The organism is Stenotrophomonas sp. 99219_Sma (genome assembly GCF_056480785.1).
On record NZ_CM151117.1, the window covers coordinates 3,753,883 to 3,767,469 of the forward strand.

Here is a 13,587-nt window from a genome sequence, read left to right on the forward strand (position 1 = left end):
TGAGAGTTCTCCCATGTCCGAAGCCAAGCGCCTGGCCGCCGAGAAAGCCATCGAGTACGTTGAAGACGGCATGATCGTCGGTGTCGGCACCGGTTCCACCGTGGCCTATTTCATCGATGCCCTGGCCCGCATCCAGCACCGCATCAAGGGTGCCGTGTCCAGCTCCGAACAGAGCACCGCGCGCCTGAAGCAGCACGGCATCGAGGTGATCGAGCTGAACCACAGCGGCAACCTGTCGCTGTACGTGGACGGCGCCGATGAGTGCGATGCCAACAAGTGCCTGATCAAGGGTGGCGGCGCCGCACTGACCCGCGAGAAGATCATCGCCGAGGCCAGCGAGCGCTTCATCTGCATCGTCGACCCGAGCAAGCAGGTGCCGGTGCTGGGCAGGTTCCCGCTGCCGGTGGAAGTGATCCCGATGGCGCGCAGCCTGGTCGCCCGCCAGATCCGCGACATGACCGGCGGCCAGCCGACCTGGCGCGAAGGCGTGGTCACCGACAACGGCAACCAGATCCTGGACATCCACAACCTGCAGATCACCGATCCGGAAAAGCTGGAGCGCGAGCTCAACCAGCTGCCCGGCGTGGTCTGCGTCGGCCTGTTCGCGCGCCGTCGCGCCGATGTGGTGATCGTCGGTGGTGAGCCGCCGGTCGTGCTCTGACCCTTTCGAAGGATCCTGACGATGTCGCTGTTGCGTTCGCTGCTGATGCTTCCGCTGCTGGCCCTGGCCGGCTGTGCCACCGATGCGGCCCGCCACTGGGTCGAGCTGGATGGTGCGCGCTACCAGGTGGAGCTGGCCACCAACGATGAAACCCGCGCGCGCGGGCTGATGTTCCGCGACCAGATGGCCGCTGACCACGGCATGTTGTTCATCCACGACCGCGAAGAAATGCAGGCGTACTGGATGAAGAACACCAAGCTTGCGCTGGACATCCTGTACTTCGACAGCCAGCGCAAGCTGGTCAGCCAGCAGCGCGACGTGCCGCCGTGCTCGGCCGGCGACATGTGCCCGCCCTACCCCAGCGGTGGACCGGCGCGCTATGTGCTGGAGCTCAACGCCGGCCAGGCCGAGAAGCTCAAGCTGAAGGACGGCACCGAGCTGACCTTCGGCCCGGGCATCGAAAAGTAAACGATGCGGCCGGCCAGCGGCCGGCACCCGCCGAATCAACATCAAGGGCAAAAGCTGGGTTACCGAGGGATGGCGGGGCGGTGTGGACTTGCAGGACACGCCGTAAACCCGTCCCTGGGGGCTCGTAGGCGCCATCCATGGCGCCTGCGGTCCTGCAAGCCCACACCGCCCCACCTCTGACAGTTGGCCGGCGGCTGTTGGTAGGTGTCGACCTTGGTCGACACGACATTTCCAAGACGATGTTCTTTTCACGCGGCACCGCTTGAAACCGCCTGCGAATGACGCCAGTCTGTGGTCATGCAGGACCGGATCTCACTCCCCGACTGGGATGCACTGGCCGACCTCGAAGACGAGGCGCTGCCACTGTTGCCGACCGCGCTGCTGATCGCGCGCGATGAATACCCCGATCTGCAGCCGTCCACCTACGACGCGCTGATCCAGAGCCATGTCGACCACCTCCGTTCGGAAGTGGACAGCATCGACAACAGCCCGCTGAAGATGGCGGCGATCAACCGCCACCTGTTCGACGAGCTGGGCTACAGCGGCGACCACGACGAGTACTACGACCCGCGCAACAGCTACCTCAACCAGGTATTCGAGCGCCGCCTGGGCAACCCAATCTCGCTGGCGCTGGTGCAGATGGAAGTCGCGCGCCGGCTGGGAATCCCGCTCGACGGCGTGTCCTTCCCCGGCCACTTCCTGGTGCGCCTGCCGGTGGACGACGGCGTGCTGGTGATGGACCCGTTCAATGGCGGCCGCCCGCTGGACGTGGACGAACTGCGCGAGCGGGCCAAGTCACACCTGGGCGGGCAGATGCCCGACGACCAGGTGCTGGCGCAGATCCTCGACCCGGCGCCGGCGCGCGCGATCCTGATGCGCATGCTGCGTAACCTGCACGGCGTGTATGCCGAAGCCGGCGAATGGGACCGCGCCGCACGCAGTGCCGACCGCCTGCTGAAGCTGGCCCCGGAGCAGGACGACGCGTTGCGTGATCGCGGCCTGGCCTACCTGCAGCTGGAGTATCTGGCCGGTGCCCGCCACGACCTGGGGCAGTATCTGAAGCGCAACCCGGAAGCCAGCGATGCGCAGTGGCTGCGCGAGAAGCTGATCGACCTCGGTGGGCCGGTGCCACGGCTGCATTGAGGGTGTCCGGTGTGCGGACCAACGGTCCGCACCCACAGAAGGGCCTGCAGGCCCCGCCATCAATCGACCTCGACCATCTCGAAATCGGCCTTGGTCACGCCGCAATCCGGGCAGGTCCAGGTCTCGGGAATGTCTTCCCAGCGCGTCCCCGGCGCGATGCCTTCTTCCGGCAAGCCTTCCGCTTCGCTGTAAAGAAAGCCGCAGACCACGCACATCCAGGTACGCAAGGTGGTGGGGGTGGCATCGCTCATCGGATAATCAAGGCTGGATTCACGGGCCGCCATTGTCCCATCGCGGCTCACTCACCGGTAGCCATCGATGACTTCTGCTTCCCCGGCGCCCCGCGGCGTCTACCTGATCACCCCGGACGAGCCCGATACCGCACGCCTGCTGGCCCGCACCGCGCCGCTGCTGGCCGCCGGCGCCACCTGGCTGCAGTACCGCAACAAGACCGCCAGCGACGCGCTGCGGCGGGAGCAGGCCACCGCCCTGCAGGCGCTGTGCGCGGAACACGGCGTGCCGCTGATCGTCAACGACGACCCGGCGCTGGCCAAGGCGGTCGGCGCCGCCGGCGTGCATCTGGGCGGCACCGATGGCGATATCCCCAGCGCGCGTGCCCTGCTCGGCGCGGACGCCATCATCGGCGCGTCCTGCTACGACCAGCTGGCCAACGCCGAGCAGGCCGTGGCGGCCGGCGCCAGCTACGTGGCCTTCGGCGCGTTCTTCCCGACCACCACCAAGATCACCACCAGCCGCGCCCACACCGACCTGCTGCGGCAAAGCGCCGCACTGGGCGTGCCGCGGGTGGCGATCGGCGGCCTGACGCCGGACAATGTCGGTCCCATCATCGACGCCGGCGCCGATCTGGTCGCCGTGGTCAGCAGCGTGTTCGCCGCCGAAGACCCGGTTGCGATCCAGCGCGCCTACCTCGCCCAGTTCGCGTAATGCCCAGGAAATCCGCATGAACCACGACCAGTCCCACGCCCTGTTCTCCCGCGCCCAGCAGCTGCTGCCGGGCGGCGTCAATTCGCCGGTGCGCGCGTTCAAATCGGTCGGCGGCGAACCGTTCTTCGTCGAGCGCGCCGATGGCGCCTACCTGTACGACGTCGATGGAAACCGCTACATCGATTACGTCGGTTCCTGGGGCCCGATGATCGTCGGCCACAACCACACGGCGGTGCGCCAGGCGGTGAAGAAGGCGATCGACAATGGCCTGTCCTTCGGCGCGCCCTGCGCGGCCGAAGTGACCATGGCCGAGACCATCACCCGACTGGTGCCGTCGTGCGAGATGGTACGCATGGTCAACTCCGGCACCGAAGCCACGCTGTCGGCGATCCGGCTGGCGCGCGGCGCCACCGGTCGCAACCGCATCGTCAAGTTCGAAGGCTGCTACCACGGCCACGGTGACTCGTTCCTGGTCAAGGCCGGTAGCGGCATGCTGACCCTGGGCGTGCCGACCTCGCCGGGCGTCCCGGCCGGCCTGAGCGAACTGACCCTGACCCTGCCCTACAACGACTTCGAAGCGGCCACTGCCCTGTTCGAAAAGCAGGGTGACGACATCGCCGGCCTGATCATCGAACCGGTGGTCGGCAACGCCAACTGCATTCCGCCACGCGAAGGCTACCTGCAGCACCTGCGCGAACTGTGCACGAAGCATGGCGCGCTGCTGATCTTCGACGAAGTGATGACCGGTTTCCGCGTTGCCCTTGGCGGTGCACAGGCGCACTACGGCATCACCCCGGACCTGACCACCTTCGGCAAGATCATCGGCGGCGGCATGCCGGTGGGTGCCTACGGCGGCCGCCGCGAGCTGATGCAGCAGATCGCCCCGGCCGGCCCGATCTACCAGGCCGGCACGCTGAGCGGCAACCCGGTGGCGATGGCCGCCGGCCTGGCGATGCTGGAACTGATCCAGCAGCCGGGCTTCCACGCCGACCTGGCCGAGCGCACCGCGCGCCTGTGTGCCGGCCTGGAAGCGGCCGCTGCCGACGCCGGCGTGGCGGTGACCACCACCCACGTGGGCGCCATGTTCGGCCTGTTCTTCACCAGCGAGAAGGTGGAGACCTATGCGCAGGCCACCGCCTGTGACATCCCGGCGTTCAACCGCTTCTTCCACGCGATGCTGGACCAGGGCGTGTTCCTGGCACCGTCGGCGTACGAGGCCGGCTTCCTGTCCAGCGCGCACGACGATGCCGTGATCGAGGCCACCCTCGCCGCTGCATGCGTGGCGTTCAAGGCCGCCAAGGGCTGAGCCCGCTCTGCACGAAAAAGGGGACGGAGGGGATTAAGTCGTTTGTGCACAAACGACTTAATCCCCTCCGTCCCCTTTTTTTCCTGGTAGAGCCACGCCATGCGTGGCTGCTCAACCGAAGACGAACTTGCCCTTCATCATCGCGAAGTGGCCGGGGAACGAGCAGAAGAAGGTGTAGTCACCGCCCTTCTGCAGGCCCTGGGTAGAGAAGCGCACGCGCGCGGTTTCACCACCGCCGATCACCTTGGTGTGCGCCAGCACGCGCTTGTCGGCCTTCGGCAGGTAGCTGTCGGCCAGGGTCATACGCATGCCAGCCATCGCCACCGGCTGGTAATCCGCGCTGCGGGTCAGCACCCAGTTGTGGCCCATCGCGGTAGCGGCCAGCTTGCCGGTGTGGCGCAGGGTCAGATCCACGGCGGTGCAATCAGCGGCCACCTTGATCTCGCGGCTGCTGAAGCTCATCTGGTCGGTGCTGTCGATGCTCACCGCACACACCCGCGCCATCGCTGACGGCGCCAGCATCAGCGCGCCCAGTCCCACTGCCACCATCCAAGCCTTCATCGTTGCATCTCCTGCGGATTCAAGCGCCATTCTAGGCAGGCCCCTGCGGCCGCGTCTGCGACCGTCTGTCGCATGGCTGCTCCAGGGTTTCCCGCGTGTTCACTGCAATGGCATGCTCGACCAATGCGGATCGACCTGTTGCTGCTGGATGTGGATGGCGTGCTGGTGCAGTACCAGCGCGCGCAGCGCGTGCTGTACCTTGCGCAGGCGCTGGATGTCGTGCCGGAAACCGTGCAGGCCGCGCTGTACGACAGCGGGCTGGAAGCGGCACATGACAATGGCACGCTGGATGGCCCGGCCTATCTGGCGCAGCTGGGAGAGCTTCTAGGCACGACGGTCGATGTGACTGCTTGGACCGCGGCGCGGCGGGCCGCCAGCCATCCGCAGGCTGCCGTGTTGCAGCGGCTGCAGGCCCTGCAGTTGCCGATGGCAGTGCTGACCAACAACGGCGCGCTGATGCAACAGGCCTTGCCCACCCTGCTGCCGGAACTGTTCCCTGCCCTGCAGGACCGCGTGTTCTGCAGCGCCGATTTCGGCCTGCGCAAACCGGCGCCGGAAGTCTTCCTGCGCACGCTTGAGGTACTCGGCGTGGCACCTGCGCGCACGCTGTTCGTCGATGACCTGTTCGCCAACGTGCGCGGCGCACGCGCCGCCGGCCTGCACGCGGAAACCGTGCGCGATGGCCGGGGATTGGGCAAGGTGTTGAAGCGTTACGCGGTGAGCTGATCAGGGTCAGAGCCCTCTCCGCAGGAGAGGGATCCGACCCCAGCGCCGCGGCGTCAGCGCGCGGCGATGAACGCGGCAATTGCCGCGCGCAGGCGCTTGAGGCCTTCGGCCACTTCTTCGTCGGTGATGTTCAGCGACGGCACGAAGCGCAGCACGTCCAGGCCGGCCTGCAGGGTCAGCAGGCCCTGCTCGGCGGCATGGTCGAGGATCGCACCGGCCTGGCCGGCGAAGTCCTTGCTCAGCACCGCGCCCAGCATCAGGCCACGGCCGCGCACGTCGCTGAACACACCGAACTCGTCGTTGATGCGGGCGAAGCCATCGCGCAGCGCCTTCGACTGGCGGCTGACGTTGGCGGCGATCTCCGCCGAGGCCAACTTGCGCAGCGCCACGCGCGCGACTGCGGCCGCCAGCGGGTTGCCACCGAAGGTGGTGCCGTGCGCGCCGAACTGCATGGTCTCAGCCACCTTCGGGCCGGCCAGCATCGCTCCGATCGGGAAGCCGCCGCCGAGCGCCTTGGCCAGGGTGACCATGTCCGGTACCACATCGTCCTGCCAGTGCGCGAACAGCGTGCCGGTGCGGCCCATGCCGGCCTGGATTTCATCCAGCACCAGCAGTGCGTTGTGCTGGTCGCACAGTTCGCGCACGCGCTTGAGGAAACCGGACTTGGCCGGCATCACCCCGCCCTCGCCCTGGATCGGCTCCAGCATCACTGCGGCCACGTCACCGGCGGCCATCGCCGTTTCCAGCTGCACCTCATCGTTGAAATCGATGTAGCGGAAGCCACCGGGCAGCGGCTCGTAACCTTCCTGGTACTTCGGCTGGGCAGTAGCCGTCACTGCGCCCATGGTGCGGCCGTGGAAGCTGCCACGGAAGGTGATGATGACGCGCTTGTCAGCCGGGCGGCCCTGGCTGGAGGCCCACTTGCGGACCATCTTGATCGCCACTTCGTTGGCTTCGGCGCCGGAGTTGCACAGGAACACGCGCTCGGCGAAGCGGCTGGCCTTCACCAGCTCCTCGGCCAGGTGCAGCGGCGGTGCACTGTAGAACACGTTGCTGGTGTGCCAGAGCTTGCCGGCCTGCTCGACCAGCGCGGCGACCAGGTCCGGGTCGTTGTGGCCCAGGCCACACACGGCGATGCCGGCGGCCAGGTCGATGAACTCACGGCCCTGGCTGTCCCACACGCGGGCGCCCTGGCCTCGTTCCAGTACCACCTGGCGGGGCTTGTAGACCGGCAGGTAATAGTGCGAAAGGGAGATCAGCGGATCGGTAGCGGCGGTCATGGCAGTCGGCAGGGTTCAGGAATCCCCATTCTCGCGCCGGAACCCCTGCGGCACAATGCGCCCATGCGACCGTTTTCCGCCCCCCAGCTGAACCCCGCCACCGAGACCGGCTGGCGCCGTCGGTGGTTCGACATCATCTACCGCCACGACTCGCGGCCCTCGCGCAATTTCGACCTGATCCTGGTGGTGGCGATCGTCGCCAGCATCCTGGTGGTGATGATCGACAGCGTGCAGCACCTGCATGCCGAATGGTCCACCGGCCTGTACATCCTGGAATGGGCCTTCACGATCATCTTCACCGCCGAGTACCTCCTGCGACTGGCGGTGGTCAAGCGCCCGCTGCGCTACGCGGTGAGCATCTGGGGCATCATCGACCTGCTGTCGATCCTGCCCGCCTACCTGTCGATGTTCATCCCCGGCGCGCAGAGCCTGCTGGTGGTGCGCGCGCTGCGCATCCTGCGCGTGTTCCGCATCCTCAAGCTGACCCGCTACATCGAGGAAAGCGGCGTATTGATGACGTCACTGTGGCGCAGCCGGCGCAAAGTGCTGGTGTTCCTGTTCACGGTGATCACCATCACCATCATCGCCGGTGCGCTGATGTACGTGATCGAGGGCCCCGAACACGGCTTCACCAACATCCCGGCCAGCATGTACTGGGCGGTGGTGACCATGGCCACGGTCGGTTTCGGCGACATCGTGCCGCAGACCGTGCTCGGCCGCTTCGTCACCTCGGTGCTGATCCTGATCGGCTACAGCATCATCGCCGTGCCCACCGGCATCTATACCGCCGAACTGGCCAGCACCATGCGTGAAGCCGAGCAGGCCGCGCGCCGCGATGCGCGCGGCTGCCCGGACTGTGGGCTGGAAGGCCATGAACCAAATGCACTGCACTGCCGCAAGTGCGGCGGCAAGCTGCCGGATGCGTTCAACCATTGAGGCACATGCCGGCCAGCGGCCGGCACTACCTCTCGGCGGTTACGCATGGATGCGTGTGCCGTTGCTCACCGCATGCGGTTGCTGGTGGTCACCAGATCATTGTATGCAGCGAGGATCGTTGACTGCGCTCCTTCCGGGTCGGTGGTGAGCCAACTGCCCGACGCCTTCCGCTCTGCCGCCAGTGCTTCGGCGGTGATCGGCTTGTGCTGCTCCAGGCGCTCGACGCCACGTCCCGCAGTACGCACCAGCTTGTCCGCCGAACGCTGCACGTGGCCCCACATCGGGTCGTCCTTGCCGACGCCGCCGTTCTGGATTTCCGTCACCAGTGCCTGATAGTCAGCCAGCTGCACGCGCAGCGCCGCAACATCCGGTGCGTCGTCCTGGAACGCCGTGGCCAGTAGCTTGCCGTCGCCCAGCAGGCGAAGGTGATAGTAGGCCAGCGAGCGCCCTTCGCTCTCCTCGATCTGCTTCAGCTGCGCGGCACGGCGATCGTTCTCGTTCTTTTCCAGCGCCACATCCATCGCTTCGCTGGCCTTGAAGAAATCAGCATAGGCCTGCATCAGCGGGGCATGCTGGCTGCGCATCCCTTCACCGCCATCACGACGATAATCCTCGCGGGTGAAGTATCCATCGGCGCGCTCGACCAGGGTGTTCAATGCCTGGAAGGCCTGCTGATAGTCACGCGCGGGGCCATCCATCGGCAAGGCCGGGGTCTTCGCCAGCGCGTCGGTCAGTGGCTGGCCGCAGTACTCGACGCGGTGCGACAGCACCTTGCCGGGCGAACGCGGTTGCGCTTCATTGCCGGTCGGGCCGGCTTCAGGGTCCTTCATCCAGCTGGTGTAGGTCTGGAAACCCTCGTGAATGGGTTGTTCAACGCCGTTGTAGCACTCGATGTAGGCGTTCACCTTCTCCAGGCTGGGGTCGGCCAGCGACAACCCTGCCGGTTTGTTGCAGCCGCTCAGGCCAGCCACAGCGCCGATCAGCAGCAGCGGCGCGATACGCAGACAGGAAGTCGTCATGGTCTCTCGCATGGGTGCTGGCGCGCCGGTCACTGGCGGTTGCTCTGGAAAACGAGCGTGTTGTATTCCTGCATGAGCTTGCTGGCAGAGCCACGCGGCGCCATCGACGGCGAATCAAGCATGCGTCGTTCGAAATCGGTGTAAGGCTTTTTCTCGCTGACGCGCTGCAGCCGCTCCTTGCCTTCGCGCCGGAAATTCTCGGCCCCACGCTCGAAGCCTTCCCAGTCCGACTTGCCCGGTTCCTGGTCGGCAACCTTGGCGTGCGCTTCATCGGAAATGCGGTTGAAGGCATCCAGGCGTTCGCGGGCCTTGGCCTGATCGAAATCATCCTCGCTCATCAGATCCATGATGGCCTTGGCTTCCAGCATCATCGCCAGACGGTAGTACTCGCGCGTGCGCCCCTCGGCCTGTTCCAGCGCCTTGAGCTGCTCGCGCTGGGCGGCGTCGTTCTGGCGCTCCAGCTCGGCATTGAACGTTTCGCTGGCAGCCACGAAATCCTTGAAGGCGGCCATCAAGGGCGCGTGCAGCTGCTTGCCCTTGGCGAACTGGTCGTCTTCGTAGTCCTGGCGATCGTAGTAGTCATGCGCGTCCTTGCTGACCGGCACCAGTGCCTTCAGCGCCTGCTGGTAGTGACCTGCAGCCGCATCGAGTTCGGCCAGCGCCGGCTTGGCAGCAATCGCCTCGGTCACCGGAGCGTCGCACTGCTTCATGTCGTAGTCGCTGATCTCGAACGGGCCATACACGTGCGTCTCGCGTCCGGTCGGGCCAGCGTCGACATCCTTGATCCAGCGCGTGTAGGACTGGATGCTGCCGTGGGTTTTCGAATCCAGCGCGTTGAAGCAGCCGATGTAGGCGTTGAGCTTGGCGGTCAACTGCTGCTGTGTATCGGACGGGGCCGTGCTGGCGTCCGGCGTGCCGGAGGCAGCGGCGCCGCCCGCAGCTGCGGGTGCCTTGCCACCGCAGGCGGTCAGGATCAACGACAGCGAAGCGGCCAACGCCGCGACGGAAAGAGTGCGTGACATGTGCTCACATCCTTGTTGAAATCGATTACAGCCACGCATTCTAGCGCAGCAGGCCGAGGGTCGCAGCCCTCGGCCTCTTCCAGCGACGCGCGGTCAATCCAGGAACAGATCCGGCAACAACGGCCGCGACGGATCCACCGCGTATCCGGAAAGATCGGTGATACCGGCCTGTGCCAGCACTTCATCGTCGATCAGGAACTGGCCGTGGAAGCCGGCCGCTTCACGCACCAGCACCGCATGTGCGGCATCGGCCATGATCTGCGGCGTGCGGCAGCCAGCCGCATCCACGCCCGGAATCATGTTGATCGCATCGGTGGCGATCACCGTGCGGGGCCACAGCGCATTCACCGCCACGCCCTGCGGACCGAATTCGGCGGCCAGGCCCAGGGTGACGAAGCTCATGCCCATCTTCGCCAGCGTGTAGCCGGTGTGCGGTGCCCACCACTTCGGCTCCAGGCTCGGCGGCGGCGCCAGGGTGAGGATGTGCGGGTTCGGCGCCTGCAGCAGGTACGGCAGGCAGGCCTGCGCACACAGGAAGCTGCCACGCGAATTGACCTGCTGCATCAGGTCGAAGCGCTTCATCGGCGTATCCAGCGTGCCGCGCAACCAGATCGCGCTGGCGTTGTTGATCAGGATGTCGATGCCACCGAAGGTATCGACCGTGGCCGCCACCGCCGCCTGCACCTGCTCTTCCTCGCGGATGTCGCACTTCAGGGCCAGGCCCTGGCCGCCAGCCGCCGTTACCGCTTCGGCCGCGGTATGGATGGTGCCCGGCAGCTTCGGGTTCGGCACCGACGACTTGGCCGCAATGGCCACATTGGCGCCGTCGCGCGCAGCGCGCAGTGCGATGGCCAGGCCGATGCCGCGCGAGGCACCGGTGATGAAAAGCGTTTTGCCCTGCAGACTGCCCACGTTCCACACTCCAGCGTATGCAATGAGCCGCTAGTATGCCGCGCCGACGCGGAGTTCACCCGCCCTTGACGATACTTGGGCCTCCAGACAACGCACGAGGTCCACGCCATGCGCCGTTCCCGCCTGTTGCTGCCTGCCCTGGGGCTTGTCCTGCTGACCGCCTGCCAGGGCCGTTCGCCGGAACCCGGAAAGGAGCCGCCCGCCGGTGACGCGCCCAGCGCGGAGAAGGCCGCCGCCGACGGCAGGATGCGCTGGAGCGAGGCGGTGGTCTGGGATGGCGATCTCAACGCCTGCCGCCAGGGTGAGAACGCCGCGACCCGCGATTGCCTGCGCGATGCGATGCGCGCGGGTGGCGCCAGCGCCGATGCCATCACCGCCGCCGAGCAGTTGTCCAGCGGCGGCGAGCTGGCCTATGTGACCGCCTGGCACGAGAACGAAGGACTGGGCATTGCCACGGTCGAGTACCCGTTCCGCGCCAACACCAATGAAGGCACCCGCCTGGTCGATGCCAGCGGCAAGCGCATCGATGTGGATGCCGTGCAGTTGGACGACACCCTGCGTGCCGACCCCGCTGTGCAGGAACTGCTGAAGGCCAACCCGCAGGCCACGCCGTTCGCGCCGGCACAGTCGGCCGGCGCTTCGCCATTGGACAACGGCGGCATCCGCCTGCTGTACCGCACGCCGCTGCGCGACTGCCACGCCTGCCCGGATGTGGGGCAGTTGCAGATCGCCTATGACTTCGATGCCAAGCGTAACTTCATCGGCCAGCAGGTGGTGCCGGCAACGCCGTAAAGCCACCGCCCTCTATAGAGCCGAGCATGGCTCGGCTCTACATTTCTATTCCTGGTACAGCACTGCCACGCCATCACCACGGGCAAGCCGCTTCACCTGGTCCAACGTATCCACCGCCATGACGGAGTACGTGACCTCCACACCCGAGTGCAGGCGTCCCTCGGCAGTGTCCTCATCACTCGCCACTGATATCAGCTTGCGAATTCCGGCGAATCGATAGAGGGAAGGCCTACCGTCTTCACCCACCAGGCGACCGGTCAGATCCTCATACCCGGAAGCAAGCGCTTCTGCATTCTCAAGAGCGTGTTCATCGTTGTCGGCACTGATCAGATACACGTTCTCATGCACCCGGAACGCCCCCTGTCCTGGACTCTCGTAGTAGAAAATGGCGTGTGCGCAATACCACATGCATCACCTCAATGATTCTTTTGCGGGTTGTCCCTGGTTTGGATGTCGCGAGCCTTCTGCTGCCAGCGGAATCCACATTTATGCGGCACTTGGCAATGAGCCGTTTAGCCGTTAAGCAGCCCACGGATCACAAACCACATCCACGCATGGCCTGGATCTACCGGTACAACCGCACCTGCTTCTCCAGCAGATGCGGCACGATCAACCGATGCACCGGCGCAACCGGCAGCATGTACACGCGCCCGAACGCGTTGTGCGTATGCACCACCGTCGCCACTTCCAGCACATCGCCCTGCCATTGCAGCGCCAGCTGCACGCGCAGGTGGCGGTCGTCGTCTTCCAGCACGATGGCATCGACGTCCAGCGACTGCAGGGTGAAGATGCCCAGCCGCTGGCCGGGTTGAGGATCCGCAACAACCTGCACCGCACGCAACGAGCCCAGGTGCTTCATGCCGAGCAGGCGCATGCCGCGATTGCGCAGTGCCATCAGCCCATCGAACCAGCCGGGAATGGTCGCCGCCATATCGCGATAGGCCTGCAGGGCCGAGCGCCCATCGCGACGGGTCGTCGCCTGGCAGGCGTGCACGAAGTCGGCACCGGGCAACTGCGCACGCAGCACGCTGCAGGCAGTTGGCGGCCTGCTCACGACGGACGCACTGCTCACGGCTTCGGCCCCTGCCCTTCGTTGTCTTCCCAATGCAGGATGCGGCGGGTGACGAAGCGATAGACCGGCTTGCCGGTAGCAAACCACAGTCCGCGCACCCACGAGGTGCGCTTGAGCAACCGCTTCTCCACCGGGGTGAGCGATTCACGGCAGTACATGCGCTTGTGCTTGAGCAGGTGGCGCAGGTCCTCGCGGGCCAGCAGCCGCATCCAGCGCGAGCGCGGGTTGCCGATCACCGCCAGCTGGAAGTCGATCAGCGCCGGACGACCGTCTTCGGTGACCAGCCAGTTGGCTTCCTTGGCCAGGTCGTTGTGGGCCACGCCATTGCGGTGCAGCTGCTGCAGCAGCCGACGCGCCGAGCGGAACCAGGCCAGGTCACCGCGTGGTGGACGCTGGTACATGGCGTCGCCGGCCATGAAACTGCGATCGAGATGACGGCCATCCCACGCCAGCAGCTGCGGCACATCGGCCATGCCGTGGATGTGGCGCAGCGCGCGTGCTTCCCGGCGGGCCAGCCACCAGGCCGGCAGCCGCAGCCACAGCGGCGTGGCGCCCAGATCACGGCGCACGAAGGGGCCATCGGGCCCTTTCACAAGAAGGATCTGGCCGAAGCTGTCGGCCTTCAAAGCATGCGGTGGAGCGTCTGGCGTATGCGGCATGAGCCCATTCTAGGCGATGGCGCCGGTTGCAAACGGTCACGAAGCGGCTGGGAACCAGTCACCTTCACGCCCCTATAATCGGGCA

At 66.2% G+C, this 13,587-nt stretch carries 17 protein-coding genes; 8 read left to right on the plus strand and 9 right to left on the minus strand.

Annotated features, from left to right (window positions below):
* Window positions 1-13 precede the first annotated feature (13 nt).
* From rpiA to ACZK13_RS17145, 3 genes are all read left to right on the plus strand, one after another.
* The gene (gene rpiA, locus ACZK13_RS17135; RefSeq protein WP_019338635.1) at window positions 14-661 is read left to right on the plus strand and encodes a ribose-5-phosphate isomerase RpiA; all 648 of its coding nucleotides are present in this window, start codon (window positions 14-16) and stop codon (window positions 659-661) included.
* A gap of 21 nt (window positions 662-682) precedes the next feature.
* Entirely contained in the window at window positions 683-1,129 is a 447-nt protein-coding gene (locus ACZK13_RS17140) for a DUF192 domain-containing protein (protein ID WP_012512009.1), read from the plus strand.
* A gap of 297 nt (window positions 1,130-1,426) precedes the next feature.
* Window positions 1,427-2,272, plus strand: a complete 846-nt coding sequence (locus ACZK13_RS17145; RefSeq protein ID WP_010484022.1) for a SirB1 family protein — start codon at window positions 1,427-1,429, stop codon at window positions 2,270-2,272.
* A gap of 59 nt (window positions 2,273-2,331) precedes the next feature.
* On the opposite strand, the gene ACZK13_RS17150 is transcribed toward ACZK13_RS17145, so the two are convergent.
* A complete protein-coding gene (locus ACZK13_RS17150) occupies window positions 2,332-2,556 on the minus strand; it encodes a rubredoxin (protein WP_080291769.1) in 225 nt (74 codons plus the stop codon).
* 34 nt (window positions 2,557-2,590) lie between these two features.
* Here ACZK13_RS17150 and thiE point away from each other — a divergent pair, with 34 nt between their 5' ends.
* A complete protein-coding gene (thiE, locus tag ACZK13_RS17155) occupies window positions 2,591-3,217 on the plus strand; it encodes a thiamine phosphate synthase (RefSeq protein ID WP_125894961.1) in 627 nt (208 codons plus the stop codon).
* 16 nt (window positions 3,218-3,233) lie between these two features.
* Window positions 3,234-4,523 carry a glutamate-1-semialdehyde 2,1-aminomutase gene (gene hemL, locus ACZK13_RS17160; RefSeq protein WP_293795504.1) on the plus strand — a complete coding sequence of 430 codons (1,290 nt, stop codon included), beginning with the start codon at window positions 3,234-3,236 and terminating at the stop codon, window positions 4,521-4,523.
* Window positions 4,524-4,634: 111 nt separating this feature from the next.
* On the opposite strand, the gene azu is transcribed toward hemL, so the two are convergent.
* Window positions 4,635-5,084, minus strand: coding sequence for an azurin (gene azu / locus ACZK13_RS17165; protein WP_049460658.1), 450 nt, complete (start codon window positions 5,082-5,084; stop codon window positions 4,635-4,637).
* 123 nt (window positions 5,085-5,207) lie between these two features.
* Between azu and ACZK13_RS17170 the strand changes: the two genes are divergently transcribed.
* Entirely contained in the window at window positions 5,208-5,810 is a 603-nt protein-coding gene (locus tag ACZK13_RS17170) for an HAD-IA family hydrolase (RefSeq protein ID WP_293795510.1), read from the plus strand.
* A 53-nt stretch (window positions 5,811-5,863) separates the two neighbouring features.
* On the opposite strand, the gene ACZK13_RS17175 is transcribed toward ACZK13_RS17170, so the two are convergent.
* Window positions 5,864-7,090: an acetylornithine transaminase gene (locus ACZK13_RS17175; RefSeq protein WP_285301595.1), complete on the minus strand. Its 1,227-nt coding sequence runs from the start codon at window positions 7,088-7,090 to the stop codon at window positions 5,864-5,866.
* Window positions 7,091-7,153: 63 nt separating this feature from the next.
* Here ACZK13_RS17175 and ACZK13_RS17180 point away from each other — a divergent pair, with 63 nt between their 5' ends.
* Entirely contained in the window at window positions 7,154-8,026 is an 873-nt protein-coding gene (locus ACZK13_RS17180; protein ID WP_125894967.1) for an ion transporter, read from the plus strand.
* A 65-nt stretch (window positions 8,027-8,091) separates the two neighbouring features.
* Here the strand turns inward: ACZK13_RS17180 and ACZK13_RS17185 are convergent, their stop codons facing one another.
* From ACZK13_RS17185 to ACZK13_RS17195, 3 genes are all read right to left on the minus strand, one after another.
* A complete protein-coding gene (locus ACZK13_RS17185; protein ID WP_121504500.1) occupies window positions 8,092-9,057 on the minus strand; it encodes a YiiG family protein in 966 nt (321 codons plus the stop codon).
* 17 nt (window positions 9,058-9,074) lie between these two features.
* The gene (locus ACZK13_RS17190) at window positions 9,075-10,067 is read right to left on the minus strand and encodes a YiiG family protein (protein WP_125894969.1); all 993 of its coding nucleotides are present in this window, start codon (window positions 10,065-10,067) and stop codon (window positions 9,075-9,077) included.
* A gap of 93 nt (window positions 10,068-10,160) precedes the next feature.
* Window positions 10,161-10,979: an SDR family oxidoreductase gene (locus ACZK13_RS17195; RefSeq protein ID WP_071228178.1), complete on the minus strand. Its 819-nt coding sequence runs from the start codon at window positions 10,977-10,979 to the stop codon at window positions 10,161-10,163.
* A gap of 108 nt (window positions 10,980-11,087) precedes the next feature.
* Between ACZK13_RS17195 and ACZK13_RS17200 the strand changes: the two genes are divergently transcribed.
* The gene (locus ACZK13_RS17200) at window positions 11,088-11,771 is read left to right on the plus strand and encodes a hypothetical protein (RefSeq protein WP_125894971.1); all 684 of its coding nucleotides are present in this window, start codon (window positions 11,088-11,090) and stop codon (window positions 11,769-11,771) included.
* A gap of 45 nt (window positions 11,772-11,816) precedes the next feature.
* Here the strand turns inward: ACZK13_RS17200 and ACZK13_RS17205 are convergent, their stop codons facing one another.
* The 3 genes from ACZK13_RS17205 to ACZK13_RS17215 form a co-directional block, all read right to left on the minus strand.
* A complete protein-coding gene (locus ACZK13_RS17205) occupies window positions 11,817-12,179 on the minus strand; it encodes a DUF4288 domain-containing protein (protein WP_071228176.1) in 363 nt (120 codons plus the stop codon).
* Window positions 12,180-12,336: 157 nt separating this feature from the next.
* Window positions 12,337-12,825 (minus strand): DUF2867 domain-containing protein, encoded by a 489-nt coding sequence (locus ACZK13_RS17210; protein ID WP_478481978.1) that lies wholly within the window; start codon window positions 12,823-12,825, stop codon window positions 12,337-12,339.
* 14 nt (window positions 12,826-12,839) lie between these two features.
* Window positions 12,840-13,502, minus strand: a complete 663-nt coding sequence (locus ACZK13_RS17215; protein ID WP_478481979.1) for a serine/threonine-protein kinase — start codon at window positions 13,500-13,502, stop codon at window positions 12,840-12,842.
* Between the last annotated feature and the right edge of the window lie 85 nt (window positions 13,503-13,587).